Genomic DNA, 14,889 nt, shown 5'->3' with positions numbered 1-14,889 from the left:
TTGTCGGCCTGGATGAAGCCGTAGCCGGTGCGGAAGTCGAAGCCCACATCGAAGCCGGGTGTCAGCGGATCGTCCATATCAATCGCCGTTACCTCCAAACGCTTCAAAATATCGGCTGGACTCATGGCGAGCTTGGCTTTCTCCTGCAAGAGGGCAGCTACAGCGGCTGCATGAGGAGCCGAAGCGGATGTACCGAAGAAGTTAGGGAAGTTATCGCCATCACCCCCGGGGAAAGCCTGACCGAAGAAGGTTGTATTACCACCATTGGGTCCGGAGATTTCAGGTTTCAACCGCACTCGGGTTGGGAAGGACTGGCCGTATTCGGTGAACAGAATGGGCGTGCCACCCGCTGACGAAAATGACTCAATAACAGGAATCGGGGAATTAACCGGATCGTAAACAGGCGTACGAGACCAACGAACGGCACCAACAGCAATAGCTTTTTCTGCATTGGCATGGCCGTAAGTCGTGCTGCTTTGCGTAGCATACTGAACGGCATTGCTAAAGCCAAAATCGACAAACTTGATGATACTCGGATCTGGGCCCTCATATTTAACATAGGCAACCTCAATTTCAATTGTAGAACTCGAATTATTGACTATATCAATAGATTCAATAGGATCCCCGCCTACGTTGCCATCGATGCTCGATAGACCTAATTGGAGAACACCGCGATAATACACCAGAATATCCATGTCGGTCTTGGCACCCGATACACCTCCCGACAAAATGCTTTCTGAGTAGAAAGGGTCACTCCATTGGAAAATGGGAAAAAATTCACCACCTGGCGCAATTTGAACCCGCTGTGTGATCGTGCCATTACCAACAAAATCATGGGCGTGGCCCCAAGACAGGTCAAGACCAGGCGCGGGTTTTCCGGAATTGCGGAACCCACTGCTATACGACTGACGAGCATTGTTCCCGGCTGATGAGAAGTATGTGACCTTGCCTGTTTTCACCACTTCGTCAACAACCTGTGCAAGAATACCGTCTTGGAAGAAAGGCTCAGCAAAGTAAATAAGATCATCCACGATGATGTTACAGCCTGCTGCGGCAAGATTCAGAATACCCAGAGCAAAGTCAATCTTGGTTTCATAACCCGTATTGAAAGCAATGTTTGCGCCGGGCGCTACGTCATGAACGATTTCAGCCATCGCCCGACCTTCATCTGAGCCTGTATAGCGAGCTGGAATATCCCGTACGACCTGAACATTGGGAGGTAAATCGCCGGAGGCCACACCATCCGCTGCTCCTCTGAGAGAGTTATACGAATCGGAAATAACCCCTACTTTCGAGCCAGCGCCTGATACGTTATACATCTGCCGGGCAACGTCAGATTTTTGGGCTCTATCACCCTGCGAAGTTGTCTTACCTACGTTTTTAAAGGCAGTATAGGCCGGGCGGGCGACGTGCAGGGTATTAACGCTTTTTAATTGACCCAGTTTATCGATTGGGAAATAGCCAAAAACGATTCGCTTAAAATACCGGCCTTCCTGTAGCCCCAGGGCTTGTAAGGAATTTAGCAATGACTGACCGTCTGCTTCATTCGAAACGGCTTCAATGCCAATCAGGCCATCGTGTACCTGTGTCCGGTCAACTTTCGTCAACCCTGTCTCATTATCCGACGAGGCTGCCTGGCGGAGGTTCTTTGCTTTTTGATTCGTCTTTTGCTGGGCTTCCTGCTGAACACTCAACAGAGCAGGCGTAAGTTTGGCGGCTTGAGCCTCCTGCTTAATTTCTTCAACTGGATTCTGTGCGAACCCAGTGAATGGCGTTAAGAGAAACAGGCTACAGATGATCGCAAGTAGACTGTTGTTTCGTAAACGGTTTAACATAAAAGAAGGGGTTGATGGATGAACTGATTGATACAGTTGTCTCAGTGTATATACTGGGGCAGTAAGGTAGTAAGACAAATAGCCATTATCAAACTCAGAAATTTCATCAAATAAGTAAACTAATTATATTATTTTGATACAAACCAAAATGCATCCCTTCGATTATACACATAAATATCTATCAATCAACATTTTACAATAGTATGCACATAATTCTGTCAAATTATGTAATCAAATCCCCAAAATGCACTTATTGATTAAACGGTCGATAAAATTTAATTTTTGGGCGCGATATAGCTAAAAACTGAGGGAACGGTAAACTAATATCCATCCTAATTATGAGGATGCGCCTTTCGTTTAACAGACTGGCTTATCTCTTCAAATCGTTTTTCTTTCATAAACCAATTTTCTTTGGATCAAGACCTGTGTCTCGGGCCGACGTACGCAAAATTGCCAGCATCTCTACGTAACTAAACAAGCGGCCATCAATGTAGTCGTGTTCCTCCGGGTCAGCGAAAGTTCGTTTTTCTTCTAAGTCACGAATGTTAGCATGTACAGTGATCAATACGTCTTGTATAAATTCCTCCAGTTGCTGCGAATACGTTGTCATTGTACTGTGTATCTTTCAGTTATTTATCCAAATTAATCTGTTTGACATAAGATTTTCAGAATATTATTATGACATTTTTTATAAATACCAATTTACCATTTGTCATAAAAAAGACAATACATACCGACCTATCTGTTATTTTTGGCCATATTCGTGTTTCTGAGCACTTGGAAACTCAGTCATCAACAAATGTTTCACTAAATAATGCAAAGGAGAGACTTTATCCAGTTGTCGGGACTGGGGATTGGCGGACTACTAACGGCCAATATTCCCGTGATGGGTAGCAACGTATCGTCCGATTACCTATCGGAAATGACCAGTCGCCATTCGGGAATGGACAACGCTGCAAAAAAACGCTTGGCTGATATTGCGCTGAACGCGGCTAAAAGCAAAGGGGCTACGTATACCGATGTTCGGATTGGCCGTTATCTGCAGCAGTACCTTTTCACGCGGGAGAAACAAGTACAAAATATCGTTAATGCCGAGTCGTATGGCATGGGAATTCGGGTGATTGCGAATGGTACGTGGGGGTTTGCCGCGACAAGCAACGTTACGCCCGACGCTATCGCTAAATGCGCCGAGACGGCTGTAGCCATCGCGAAAGCCAACGCCAAACTTCAGAGTGAACCCGTGCAGCTGGCCCCTCAGAAAGGCGTAGGGGAAGTGACCTGGAAGACCCCGATCAAGAAGAATGCTTTCGAGGTGCCAGTCCAGCAAAAAATTGATTTACTGATGAAGGTGAATAACGCGGCCCTGGATAATGGAGCGGCCTTCGTTACGTCAAATCTGTTCTTTATCAACGAGCAAAAATATTTTGCCTCCACCGATGGCTCGTACATTGATCAGGATATTCATCGTATTTGGCCAACCTTCACCATTTCGGCAGTTGATCGGGCAGCGGGGAAGTTCAAAACCCGTGATGCTCTCAGTTCGCCCATGGGTATGGGGTATGAATACCTTGATGGTCTGGCGTCCGAAAAAATCGCAGCTCCTAACGATTTGGTGGGGTATCGAAACTCCTACGATATGCTTGCAGATGCTACGTTAGGGGCCAAACAGGTGAAGGAAAAACTGAAGGCTAAAACCGTACAGCCCGGCAAATATGACCTGGTTCTCGATCCAAACCACCTTGGCCTGACCATTCACGAGTCCGTAGGTCACCCGACTGAACTTGACCGCGTACTGGGTTACGAAGCCAACTACGCCGGAACCAGCTTCGCTACGTTGGATAAATGGAAAAGTAAATCGTTCAATTATGGCAGTAAACTGGTCAATATAGTAGCGGACAAAACCCAGCCGAACACGTTGGGAACTGTTGGTTACGACGACGAAGGAGTTCCCTGCAAACAGTGGGATCTGATTAAAGATGGCATTCTGGTGAATTACCAGGCTATCCGCGACCAGGCCGCTATTCTGGGCGAGAAAGAGTCTAACGGTTGTTGCTACGCTGATAACTGGGATTCCGTACAGTTTCAGCGGATGCCGAACGTATCCCTAAAAGCGGGCACCGAAAAACGCTCCGTGTTCGACATGATCAAAGGTGTCGACAAGGGGATTTACATTATCGGACGAGGCTCGTATTCTATTGACCAGCAACGCTATAATTTCCAGTTTGGCGGCCAGCTATTCTACGAAATCAAAAACGGCGAAATCGTTGGGATGCTCGACGACGTAGCGTACCAGTCCAACACCCAGGAATTCTGGAACTCCTGCGCCCAGCTTTGCGATCAGGATGATTACCGCACGTTCGGTTCGTTCTTCGACGGCAAAGGCCAGCCGTCACAGGTTAGCGCTGTCTCACACGGAAGCGCCACAACCCGATTCAATGGAGTCAATGTAATTAATACAGGTAGAAAAATTTAAACCGTTATGCCCCAGAAATGCACAGAGAGTTCTTATCTCCGTGTATCCGCTCCGGCGGCCCGGTCTGTGACCTAACCAAAACGACATGGCAATCTTAACCAAAGACGAAGCAAAAAAAATACTCGACAAGGTATTGTCTTACTCGAAAGCCGATGAGATGAGCGCCAGTCTGTCGGGAGGGCGTCTGGGCAATATCCGTTACGCCCGGAATGCGGTATCGACCAGTGGCGAATCGGATAACCTTTCGTTATCAGTCATGGCGGTTTTCGGCAAACGGTCAGGCACGGCCACCATCAACGAATTTGATGACGCATCGCTGGAAAAGACCGTTCGACGGGCTGAAGAAATTGCCCGGTTAGCGCCCGAAAATCCCGAGTACATGCCCATGCTGGGGCCACAGACGTATCTGGCCGCAAACCCATACGCTGAAAGTACCGCAAAAATGACCCCGGACTTTCGGGCGCAGGCTACCTTCGATAGCCTTGACCCCTGCCGCAAAAAGAATCTGACGGCTGCCGGATACATGGAAGATTCGACCCGATTCACGGCTATTGCCAACACCAAAGGTTTATCAGCCTATAACCGGGAAACTTCGGTTGAATTTTCGGTCACGGTGCGCACGGCGGACGGATTAGGTTCGGGTTACGCCACCCGCGATGTTACCGACGTATCGAAACTGAGCACGAAAGAAGCTACCGAAATAGCCATGCAGAAAGCGCAGGCATCAGCGAGTGCCCGGGCATTGGAGCCAGGAAAATACACCGTGATTCTGGAACCAGCCGCTCTCCTGGCCAATGTGGATGCATCGCTCATGGCGGCTATGATGAACTCCTTCGATGCTCGCTCAGCTGATGAAGGCCGTAGTTTTCTGAGCAAAAAAGGCGGTGGTACGCGCCTGGGCGAAAAATTATTCGATGAACGCGTCACAATTTATTCCGACCCGACAAACCCTGAAGTCCCTGCGTCACCGTTCGGAGGAGGGGGTGGTGGAGGTGGACAAGGCCGCTTCAACGGGGGCAGCGATGGTCGTCCGCAGGAAAAAGTAACCTGGATCGAGAAAGGGGTGGTGAAGAATCTCTCCTACTCGCGTTATTGGGCGGATAAAAAAGGGGTGAAAGCGATTCCGGCGCCCGCCAATTTTATCATGGAAGGCGGTACACAATCGCTGGCCGATATGATCAAAAGTACCGAAAAAGGAATTCTGGTGACGCGTTTCTGGTACATCCGTCCAGTCGATCCACAAACGTTACTGTACACAGGTCTGACCCGCGACGGCACGTTCTACATTGAGAACGGACAGATCAAGTTTCCGGTGAAAAACTTCCGCTTCAACGAGAGTCCGGTGATCATGCTCAACAACCTTGAAGCGTTGGGCAAACCTGTTCGCATGGGCGGTAATCTAATTCCGCCAATGAAAATCCGTGACTTTACGTTCACCAGCCTTTCGGACGCCGTATAAAAGTCGTCAGTCACAGTTGTCAGTCAATAGCCGATCTATTGACTGATTTATTTCAGCTTACCTCTATTGACTAATTTTTATGAATCGTCGCGATTTTAACCAACTTATAGGTATGGGGACAGCGGGTATACTAATGCCTGCCCTACCCGCTTTTTCCCGTAGTGTCGAACCCGAAGCCCTGTTGGAACCCGGTGTTGACGTAGCCATGAAGAAACGGCTGGCTGATGCGGCCATGAATGCCGCCAAAAGCAAAGGCGCTACGTACACCGACGTTCGTATCGGTCGTTATTTGAATCAATTTGTGCTCACGCGCGAAAACAAAGTGCAGGGCATTATCAATACCGAATCCTACGGCGTTGGCGTTCGCGTGATTGCCAATGGCTGCTGGGGCTTTGCGTCTGTGAGCGATGCTCGCGATGAATCCGTTGTAGCGAAAGCCGCCGAAAAGGCCGTGACGATTGCGAAAGCGAATGCCCGGCTATTAACCGAACCGGTTCAGCTAGCTCCCCAGAAAGGCTTTGGCGAGGTAAGTTGGAAAGCGCCTATTACGAAAAATGCGTTTGAAGTGCCGGTTAAAGAAAAAGTGGATCTGCTGCTATCGGCCAACGCAGCGGCTATGAAAAACGGCGCCAACTTCGTGAACAACGTACTGTTCATGGTGAACGAGCAGAAGTATTTTGCCTCCACCGATGGTACGTATGCCGATCAGGACATTCACCGGATTGGACCGAGTTTTACCGTAACAGCCGTTGATCCGCAGAACGGTCGGTTTGCTACTCGTAATTCGCTGAGTGCGCCAATGGGCATGGGCTACGAGTATTTGCAGGTTAATCCGAGCGACAAACTCTCCGGTGTCACGACCCGATACAACAAAGGGTATGATATGCTCGAAGACATTACTTCAGCCGCCAAGCAAGCCAAAGAAAAGTTATCCGCGAAATCAGTGGAAGCGGGTAAATATGACCTGGTTCTCGACCCTTCGCACCTGTGGCTGACCATCCACGAGTCGGTTGGCCACCCGCTTGAACTCGACCGTGTGCTCGGCTACGAAGCTAATTACGCTGGTACGTCGTTCGCGACCCTCGATAAATGGCAGGCGAAAAACTTCAACTATGGTAGTAAAGAAGTTAACCTGGTAGCTGACAAAACGCAGGTAGGTTCGCTGGGCGCTGTGGGCTGGGATGACGAAGGAGTAAAAACCAAAAAATGGGATTTGGTCAAAGACGGGATTCTGGTGAATTACCAGGCGATTCGGGATCAAGTCCACATTATTGGGGAGAAAGAATCGCAGGGTTGCTGCTACGCCGATAACTGGAGTTCAGTGCAATTCCAGCGCATGGCTAACGTATCGTTGGAAGCAGGCAAAACACCGTTGTCGGTTCAGAACATGATCAAGGATGTCAAGAAAGGCATTTACATCATTGGCGACGGTTCATTCTCGATCGATCAGCAACGCTATAATTTCCAATTCGGCGGCCAGTTATTTTACGAAATTAAGGATGGTCAGATTGCCGGTATGCTCAAGGACGTAGCGTACCAAGCGAATACCCGCGAATTCTGGAATTCCTGCGTCGCCGTTTGCGACCAGAGCGATTATCGGTTGGGTGGTGCTTTCAACGATGGAAAAGGACAGCCTGCGCAGTCGAGTGCCGTTTCGCATGGTAGTTCTACGACCCGTTTCAACGGCGTTAATGTAATCAATACAGCGAGAAAAATATAAGCTTTAGTCATGTTGTATCCACAGGTTGAATGCTGTGTCTCTTTATAAGGGACCTATACGGCTACAACATGACTAATCACTAATCAACTACTAGAAATGGCCATTTTAACCAGAGAAGAGGCTAAAAAAATAATCGACAAGGTTCTCGCCTATTCGAAAGCTGACGAAACCAGTGTCAGCCTGTCAGGCAATCGTACGGGCAATATCCGCTACGCACGTAACTCCGTTTCGACCAGTGGCGAATCGGACAATATTGCGCTGGCGGTAACGGCTGTGTACGGCAAGAAATCGGGAACGGCAACCATCAATGAATTTGACGATGCCTCCCTCGAAAAAACGGTTCGACGGGCGGAGGAAATTGCCCAACTGGCGCCCGAAAACCCGGAATACATGCCCATGTTAGGGCCTCAGACGTATCTGGAAACAAAAACGTACGCTGAAAGTACGGCGAAAATTAACCCGGAGTTTCGCGCTCAGGCAGCCTTCGATAGCATTGATCCCTGTCGGCAGAAAAACCTGACCGCAGCCGGATACATGGAAGATACTACGGGCTTTTCCTCAATCGGTAACAGCAAAGGATTGTTCGGCTATAACCGGTCAACGGGGGTTGACTTCTCCATTACCGTCCGCACGGCTGATGGTCTGGGTTCAGGCTACGCAAACCCGGATGTCAACGACGTAACGAAACTCAATACGAAAGCCACGACGCAGATTGCTATGCAAAAGGCGATGGCGTCGGCAAGTGCGCGGGCGCTCGAACCGGGTAAGTATACCGTGATTCTGGAGCCAACCGCATCAGTCGAACTGTTGCAAAACATGATGCGTAGCATCGACGCTCGCTCGGCCGACGAAGGCCGTAGCTTCCTGAGCAAGAAAGGGGGCGGTACGCGCCTGGGCGAAAAGCTATTCGATGAACGGGTGACGATCATTACTGATCCACAGAATCCAGAGCTACCTCTAGCGCCTTTTAGCGGAGGAGGTGGTGGGGGCGGACGCGGGGGTGGTGGGGGTGATAGCCTTGGCCTTCCTCAGGAAAAACGCACCTGGATCGAGAACGGCGTGGTGAAAAATATGTACTACTCGCGCTACTGGGCCGAAAAGAAAGGCGTTAAGCCCATTCCGTTTGCCAGTGGCTTCATTATGATGGGGGGTACGCAATCGCTGGCTGACCTGATCAAGAGCACGGATAAAGGGATTCTGGTAACGCGCTTCTGGTATATCCGCGCCGTCGATCCACAAACCCAATTGTATACCGGCCTTACCCGCGACGGTACGTTCTACATTGAGAACGGGCAGATCAAATTCCCAGTTAAAAACTTCCGCTTCAACGAAAGTCCGGTGATTATGTTGAACAACGTTGAAGCATTGGGTAAGCCGGTTCGGGCGGGAGGCAATTTGATTCCGCCAATGAAGATCCGCGACTTTACGTTCACCAGTCTGTCGGATGCCGTTTAGTTTTTCGTTGACACAAAGGCACGGCGTTCATAAGGAAGAATTCCATTGATAAGTCGTTGACCTTTGTGCCTACGTGTTTAAATTCCTACCACCATGAATCGCCGAGATTTTAATCAACTCTTAGGCATGGGTACGACCGGTATTTTACTACCGAGTCTCCCGGCCTTCTCCCGGCCCGTAACCCCGGAAATTTTGCTCGAACCCGGTTTGGACGTAGCAACGAAAAAGCGCCTGGCCGATGCAGCGATGAACGCAGCCAAAAGCAAAGGCGCTACGTATACCGACGTTCGCGTTGGTCGTTATTTGAACCAATTCGTCGTCACGCGTGAGGATAAAGTTCAGAACATTGTCAACACTGAATCGTATGGTGTCGGTGTTAGGGTCATTGCCGACGGTTGCTGGGGGTTTGCGGCTGTAGTCGATGCCAAAAGTGAGGCCGATACGGCCAAAGCCGCCGAAAAAGCCGTGGCCATTGCTAAAGCCAATGCCAAGCTTATGAAACAGCCCGTGCAGTTGGCTCCCCAAAAAGGCTACGGGGAAGTATCCTGGAAAGCACCCATCACAAAAAATGCCTTCGAAGTACCGATTCAGGAAAAAGTAGACTTACTGATGTCGGTGAACAGCGCAGCTCTGAAAAACGGAGCCAATTTTGTGAACTCAATTCTGTTCATGGTCAACGAACAGAAGTATTTTGCCTCCACCGATGGTACGTATGCCGATCAGGACATCCATCGCATCTGGCCGCTCTTTACCGTTACGGCTATCGATCCTAAAACGGGTAAATTTGAAACCCGGCAGTCACTCAGCGCACCGGTCGGTATGGGGTACGAGTATTTGCAAAGTAACCCAGCCGATAAAGTAACGGGTATCACAACCCGTTACAACAAGGGGTATGACATGCTCGAAGACGTAACGGCAGCGGCCAAACAAGCCCGGGCAAAACATACTGCCAAGTCGGTGGAAGCGGGTAAATATGACCTGGTTCTCGATCCGTCGCACCTGTGGCTGACCATCCACGAGTCCGTGGGCCACCCGCTTGAACTTGACCGCGTGCTGGGTTACGAAGCTAATTTTGCCGGAACCAGTTTTGCTACGTTGGACAAATGGCAGGCGAAGAACTTTAACTACGGTAGCAAGCAGGTTAATCTGGTGGCGGACAAAACCCAGGTAGGCTCGCTGGGCGCTGTGGGTTATGATGATGAAGGGGTAAAAACCAAAAAATGGGATCTGGTTAAAGATGGTACACTGGTGAATTACCAGGCCATCCGTGATCAGGTTCACATCATTGGGGAGAAAGAATCGCAGGGTTGCTGCTACGCCGATAGCTGGAGTTCAGTCCAGTTTCAGCGCATGGCTAACGTATCACTGGAAGCGGGCAAGACACCGTTGTCGGTTCAGGATATGATCAAGGATGTCAAGAAAGGCATTTACATCATTGGCGACGGTTCATTCTCGATTGATCAGCAACGCTATAATTTCCAATTCGGCGGCCAGTTGTATTACGAAATTAAAGACGGTCAGATTGCGGGTATGCTTAAGGACGTAGCGTATCAATCGAATACGCAGGAATTCTGGAATTCCTGCGTCGCTGTTTGCGATGAGCGCGACTACCGACTCGGCGGTTCGTTCTTCGACGGCAAAGGGCAGCCCCCTCAATCGAGTGCCGTATCTCACGGCAGTTCTACGACCCGTTTCAACGGCGTTAACGTAATCAATACAGCTAGAAAAATATAGTCATTAAGTTGTCATTTTTGGTCATCAACTGGTCATTCATTATAACCTACTATCAGGTAAACAAGTAATGGTAACTGGATGACTATACATGACAATTAATGACTCATAATGACCAAAAGCAATGGCCATCATTCTTACCGAAGCAGAAGCCAAGGCCCTGCTCACCAAAGTTTTAAGCTACTCGAAAGCTGACGAATGCGAAGTTAATCTGCTGGGCGAAGAACGCGGTAACCTTCGCTACGCTCGCAACGAAGTGTCGACCAGTGGCTCCCTGATCAATCAAAACTTACAGGTTCAATCGGCCTTTGGCAAAAAAGTCGGTGTTGCGACCATTGATGAGTTCGACGATGCTTCGCTTGAAAAAGTAGTCCGTCGCTCTGAGGAACTGGCTCGATTGGCGCCTGAAAATCCCGAATACGTTGGTGTTTTAGGCCCACAGCAGTACCTGAAATCGAATGGCTTCTTCGACTCGACCGCGAAGATTACACCCGACACACGAGCCGATGCTGTTAACAAAAGTTTGCAACTCTCGCGCGAGAAAGACCTGGTTGCGGCTGGCTTTCTACAGGATAATTATGGCTACACGGCCATGATGAACTCCAAAGGGTTGTTTGCGTATTATCCCAGCACGAGCGTTAATTTTTCGTTGACCGTCCGCACAAACGACGGCAAAGGATCGGGCTACGTAGCGCGGGGATACAGCGATTTCAGCAAATTGGATACAGCAGCAGGCACTCGCATTGCCATTCAGAAAGCACAGGGATCAGCCGAGGCCCGGGCTATCGAACCGGGTAAATACACCGTGATTCTGGAACCAACAGCCGCTGTCGTTCTGCTCGAAAATATTTTTTTCAATATGGACGCCCGTTCGGCCGACGAGGGTCGGTCGTATTTCAGCAAAGCAGGCGGCAAGTCGCGATTAGGCGATAAAATCGTTGATGAACGAGTGACAATTTACTCCGATCCCACCAATCCTGATCTGCCCGCTTCGCCCTGGTCGGGAGATGGCCGGGCACAGGAAAAAACGATGTGGATTGAGAAGGGAGTTGTAAAAAATCTGTCGTATTCCCGGTATTGGGCGCAGAAACAGGGAAAGAAAGCGGTTCCAGGCCCTAACAACGTAATCATGGCGGGTGGAAACGCTACGCTGGAAGACATGATTAAAAGTACCCAGCGCGGTATCTTAGTCACGAAACTCTGGTACATACGATCCGTTGATCCACAAACTATTTTGCTGACGGGCCTCACCCGCGATGGTACGTTCTACATCGAAAATGGTAAGATTAAGCACCCGGTAAAAAACTTCCGGTTCAACGAAAGTCCGATCATCATGCTCAATAACCTTGAAGCATTGGGCAAACCGGAACGCGTCGTCAGCACCGAATCGGATCAGAACTACCTGATTCCGCCAATGAAGATTCGTGAATTTACGTTTACCAGTTTATCGGATGCGGTATAAGAAAGTTGAAACTATTTTCTGCTGAGTTCGGTGGTTGGTCCTAATACGTTACCAGCGCCAACCATCGAACTTAATGGTACTATCTACGGCTTGTTATGGTTATCATTCGGAAGGCAACCTGTCAGGATAAAAAATCAATTGTTGACCTGCATCGAAAAGTTGCCCGAATCAGTCAGGGCATTGCCCGAACAGAAGCGGAAATAACGGATCAGTACGTAGATGGTTTGTTCTCAACCATTGAACGTCATGGCCTTATGCTCGTTGCGATTGATGCAACCAATCAACTCGTTGCCGAGATTCACGCGTCAAAATACGGACTGCACATTTTTGATCACATCCTAACGGGGCTGACGATTGCGGTCCATCCTGACTATCAGGGAAAGGGCGTAGGAAAGATGCTTTTCCGGGCTTTCTTGGACGAGGTCCAGCAAACCTTTCCTGAAGTAGGGCGGGTGGAGCTTGAATCAAGAGCATCGAATCAAAAATCTATTAGCCTGTACCATAGCTTAGGCTTTGTTCAGGAAGGTCGGATGAAAAATAAAACCCGGAATATGGACGGTTCTTTTGAAAATAGTTTGCTCATGGCCTGGACCAAACCCGGCTTTGGATTTGGCCAATGATGATCCTGCTCGTTCATAGCTAACCGTCAGAAATCCTGAAATTTTACATAACTTCATAGTCCAATAGAAATTTGTGAAATGCTCGAAACCCGTGTTGCTGATTTACTGGAAGCACCCGACGCCAAATTAGTGATTGAGCGTGCACAGGCTATTCTGGCCGATGAAGCTCAGCGCAGGAAGTCATTTCGGGAGTGGTTACGCGATGACATTAAAGCTGAATTCATTAATGGTGAAGTCATTATGCATTCGCCCGTAAAGCGTCGACATCTGGACGCTACGTCGAATCTATTAACCTTGCTACGAGTTTATGTTCATCTCTACGACTTAGGAGCTGTCGATGCAGAGAAGGCTCTTGTTGGTCTGACACGGAATGATTACGAGCCGGATATCTGTTTCTGGAATAGCGAAACGGCCAGCTCATTTGAAGACGACCAGATGGAGCATCCAGCACCGGATTTGGTTGTTGAGATTCTGTCGAAAAGCACAACTGGTCGCGACAGAGCAACATCCGTTGAGGAAATCAAATTTGAAGACTATGCTGCCCACGGCGTTCGTGAATATTGGATTATTGATCCGGTTCGGAAGTCCGTCGAGCAATATCAGTTAGATGAACCGACAATGGCCTTTGCTTCAGTCGCTGCGTTGTACCTGAATGATACGCTCAAAGCACTGACCATATCAGGTTTTGAGATTCCGGTGCAGGCTATCTTCGATAAGAAAACGAATCTCGACACGTTACAGGCTTTACTAAAGAAATCAGCCTGACACGTTAGTCCAAACCACAATGATTGCCATTACCCAAGTCACTGAGAACGAGTTGCCGATCATTCAGGACATTGCCTATAAAACCTGGCCTAGTACGTTCGGAGAAATTCTGTCGCCTTCACAGATTCATTACATGCTGGAAATGATGTATAGTCTGGATGCGCTCAAAAGTCAGATTAATGACAAAAATCACGTATTTCTGTTAGCCAAAGACGAAGATAGTGGCGAGAATCTCGGTTATGTTTCGTACGAATCGAATTATCAGGGCGAATCCATCACAAAGATTCATAAAATCTATTTGTTGCCCGCTAGTCAGGGTAAAGGTGTGGGTCGGTTACTGATAGATACCGTCGCAGACTTGGCAACCCGTCATGGCAACGATCGATTAGACCTAAATGTAAACCGCAACAACAAGGCCATTCAGTTCTACGAACGCATGGGTTTTAGCATCGTGGGGAACGAAGACATTGACATCGGCGATGGTTTCCTGATGGAAGACTTTATCATGGAAAAACCATTAATTCCATAGCTATATAGCTGAAATACATGTATTTTTAACCGTAGAAGACGTCCATTTCATCAGTTATATAGGTTTACTGGACATCTACTAAAATGAATATAAAATTAACTGCTAATAGTAATATCGAACCGAAGCCATACGGCTGTTAGCTTAATTTTTCACTCAACAAACGGACTTGAAACCTTTTTTTTTCACCCGAATTCAATACACTTCCGGCGACTGGGATACCGATCAACGAATGCCATCGAACCTGATGCATTCGTTGGTGGAATACACTACGCTACCGATTGATCAGAAAGAGAAAGTAGTCCAATTGAGCAGCCCTGATTTATTTAAAAGTCCGTTCTGCTACCTCAGTGGCCACAAGCTGGTTGAGTTTTCAACCCAGGAGCGCGACCATTTTAAACGCTACGTTCAGAATGGCGGCTTCGTATTCGTCGATGATTGTAACCACGACGTTGATGGCTTATTTGCCAAATCGTTCGAGCAGGAAATGGCACGAACATTCGGGCCGAAAGCCTTACAGAAAATTCCGAACACCCACCCGATTTATAGTTGTTTTTTCAAATTTGACGAAGGCCCGCCCACTACGTCGTTCGAGTTGAATGGCTGGGGCGACGATCTGGTGCACGATTACCTGAAAGCGATTACCATCAACGGACGTATCGGTGTGCTTTATAGCAACAAAGATTACGGTTGCGAGTGGGATTACGACTTTCGGAATAAGCGCTTTCTGGCTGAAGACAATACCAAGTTCGGCGTCAATATTGTTACGTATGCACTCACAGCTTAGGAGCTGATAATGAACCATTCTACATGGCTCATTTTACATTAATTAGTCCCTCTTTA

General features: G+C 48.5%; 12 protein-coding genes. 10 read left to right on the top strand and 2 right to left on the bottom strand.

The features are described 5' to 3' along the window. Both IC230_RS24555 and IC230_RS24550 read right to left on the bottom strand, forming a co-directional pair. Nucleotides 1-1,835 (bottom strand): S8 family peptidase (locus IC230_RS24555; protein WP_191041705.1); only part of this gene is annotated, 1,835 nt, incomplete at its 3' end. A gap of 394 nt (nucleotides 1,836-2,229) precedes the next feature. Further along, the gene (locus IC230_RS24550) at nucleotides 2,230-2,445 is read right to left on the bottom strand and encodes a hypothetical protein (protein ID WP_191041704.1); all 216 of its coding nucleotides are present in this window, start codon (nucleotides 2,443-2,445) and stop codon (nucleotides 2,230-2,232) included. Nucleotides 2,446-2,649: 204 nt separating this feature from the next. Between IC230_RS24550 and IC230_RS24545 the strand changes: the two genes are divergently transcribed. The 10 genes from IC230_RS24545 to IC230_RS24500 all read left to right on the top strand — a co-directional run bounded on the left by IC230_RS24545 (nucleotide 2,650) and on the right by IC230_RS24500 (nucleotide 14,833). Beyond that, entirely contained in the window at nucleotides 2,650-4,308 is a 1,659-nt protein-coding gene (locus tag IC230_RS24545; protein WP_191041703.1) for a TldD/PmbA family protein, read from the top strand. Between the two features lie 85 nt (nucleotides 4,309-4,393). Next, nucleotides 4,394-5,767, top strand: coding sequence for a TldD/PmbA family protein (locus tag IC230_RS24540; RefSeq protein WP_191041702.1), 1,374 nt, complete (start codon nucleotides 4,394-4,396; stop codon nucleotides 5,765-5,767). A 79-nt stretch (nucleotides 5,768-5,846) separates the two neighbouring features. After that, complete coding sequence (locus IC230_RS24535) at nucleotides 5,847-7,487, top strand: TldD/PmbA family protein (RefSeq protein WP_191041701.1); 1,641 nt, start codon at nucleotides 5,847-5,849, stop codon at nucleotides 7,485-7,487. 96 nt (nucleotides 7,488-7,583) lie between these two features. Further along, nucleotides 7,584-8,942 carry a TldD/PmbA family protein gene (locus tag IC230_RS24530; protein ID WP_191041700.1) on the top strand — a complete coding sequence of 453 codons (1,359 nt, stop codon included), beginning with the start codon at nucleotides 7,584-7,586 and terminating at the stop codon, nucleotides 8,940-8,942. A gap of 93 nt (nucleotides 8,943-9,035) precedes the next feature. Beyond that, nucleotides 9,036-10,676 carry a TldD/PmbA family protein gene (locus IC230_RS24525; RefSeq protein WP_191041699.1) on the top strand — a complete coding sequence of 547 codons (1,641 nt, stop codon included), beginning with the start codon at nucleotides 9,036-9,038 and terminating at the stop codon, nucleotides 10,674-10,676. 121 nt (nucleotides 10,677-10,797) lie between these two features. Then, nucleotides 10,798-12,135 (top strand): TldD/PmbA family protein, encoded by a 1,338-nt coding sequence (locus IC230_RS24520; RefSeq protein ID WP_191041698.1) that lies wholly within the window; start codon nucleotides 10,798-10,800, stop codon nucleotides 12,133-12,135. Between the two features lie 95 nt (nucleotides 12,136-12,230). Next, a complete protein-coding gene (locus tag IC230_RS24515) occupies nucleotides 12,231-12,755 on the top strand; it encodes a GNAT family N-acetyltransferase (protein WP_191041697.1) in 525 nt (174 codons plus the stop codon). Between the two features lie 78 nt (nucleotides 12,756-12,833). Further along, the gene (locus IC230_RS24510; protein WP_191041696.1) at nucleotides 12,834-13,520 is read left to right on the top strand and encodes a Uma2 family endonuclease; all 687 of its coding nucleotides are present in this window, start codon (nucleotides 12,834-12,836) and stop codon (nucleotides 13,518-13,520) included. Between the two features lie 19 nt (nucleotides 13,521-13,539). Next, nucleotides 13,540-14,049: a GNAT family N-acetyltransferase gene (locus IC230_RS24505; protein ID WP_191041695.1), complete on the top strand. Its 510-nt coding sequence runs from the start codon at nucleotides 13,540-13,542 to the stop codon at nucleotides 14,047-14,049. Between the two features lie 166 nt (nucleotides 14,050-14,215). Continuing rightward, nucleotides 14,216-14,833 (top strand): DUF4159 domain-containing protein, encoded by a 618-nt coding sequence (locus IC230_RS24500; protein WP_191041694.1) that lies wholly within the window; start codon nucleotides 14,216-14,218, stop codon nucleotides 14,831-14,833. Nucleotides 14,834-14,889 lie beyond the last annotated feature (56 nt).

The sequence above is a fragment of the Spirosoma validum genome, from assembly GCF_014699035.1.
Taxonomy (GTDB): domain Bacteria; phylum Bacteroidota; class Bacteroidia; order Cytophagales; family Spirosomataceae; genus Spirosoma; species Spirosoma validum.
This window is presented reverse-complemented; position numbering and strand designations above follow the sequence as displayed.

Excerpts from the sequence above, each read along its gene's own strand:
- IC230_RS24550 (WP_191041704.1), bottom strand. The coding sequence starts at position 2,445 with ATGACAACGTATTCGCAGCAACTGGAGGAATTTATACAAGACGTATTG.
- IC230_RS24545 (WP_191041703.1), top strand. The coding sequence starts at position 2,650 with ATGCAAAGGAGAGACTTTATCCAGTTGTCGGGACTGGGGATTGGCGGA.
- IC230_RS24540 (WP_191041702.1), top strand. The coding sequence starts at position 4,394 with ATGGCAATCTTAACCAAAGACGAAGCAAAAAAAATACTCGACAAGGTA.
- IC230_RS24535 (WP_191041701.1), top strand. The coding sequence starts at position 5,847 with ATGAATCGTCGCGATTTTAACCAACTTATAGGTATGGGGACAGCGGGT.
- IC230_RS24530 (WP_191041700.1), top strand. The coding sequence starts at position 7,584 with ATGGCCATTTTAACCAGAGAAGAGGCTAAAAAAATAATCGACAAGGTT.
- IC230_RS24525 (WP_191041699.1), top strand. The coding sequence starts at position 9,036 with ATGAATCGCCGAGATTTTAATCAACTCTTAGGCATGGGTACGACCGGT.
- IC230_RS24520 (WP_191041698.1), top strand. The coding sequence starts at position 10,798 with ATGGCCATCATTCTTACCGAAGCAGAAGCCAAGGCCCTGCTCACCAAA.
- IC230_RS24515 (WP_191041697.1), top strand. The coding sequence starts at position 12,231 with ATGGTTATCATTCGGAAGGCAACCTGTCAGGATAAAAAATCAATTGTT.
- IC230_RS24510 (WP_191041696.1), top strand. The coding sequence starts at position 12,834 with ATGCTCGAAACCCGTGTTGCTGATTTACTGGAAGCACCCGACGCCAAA.
- IC230_RS24505 (WP_191041695.1), top strand. The coding sequence starts at position 13,540 with ATGATTGCCATTACCCAAGTCACTGAGAACGAGTTGCCGATCATTCAG.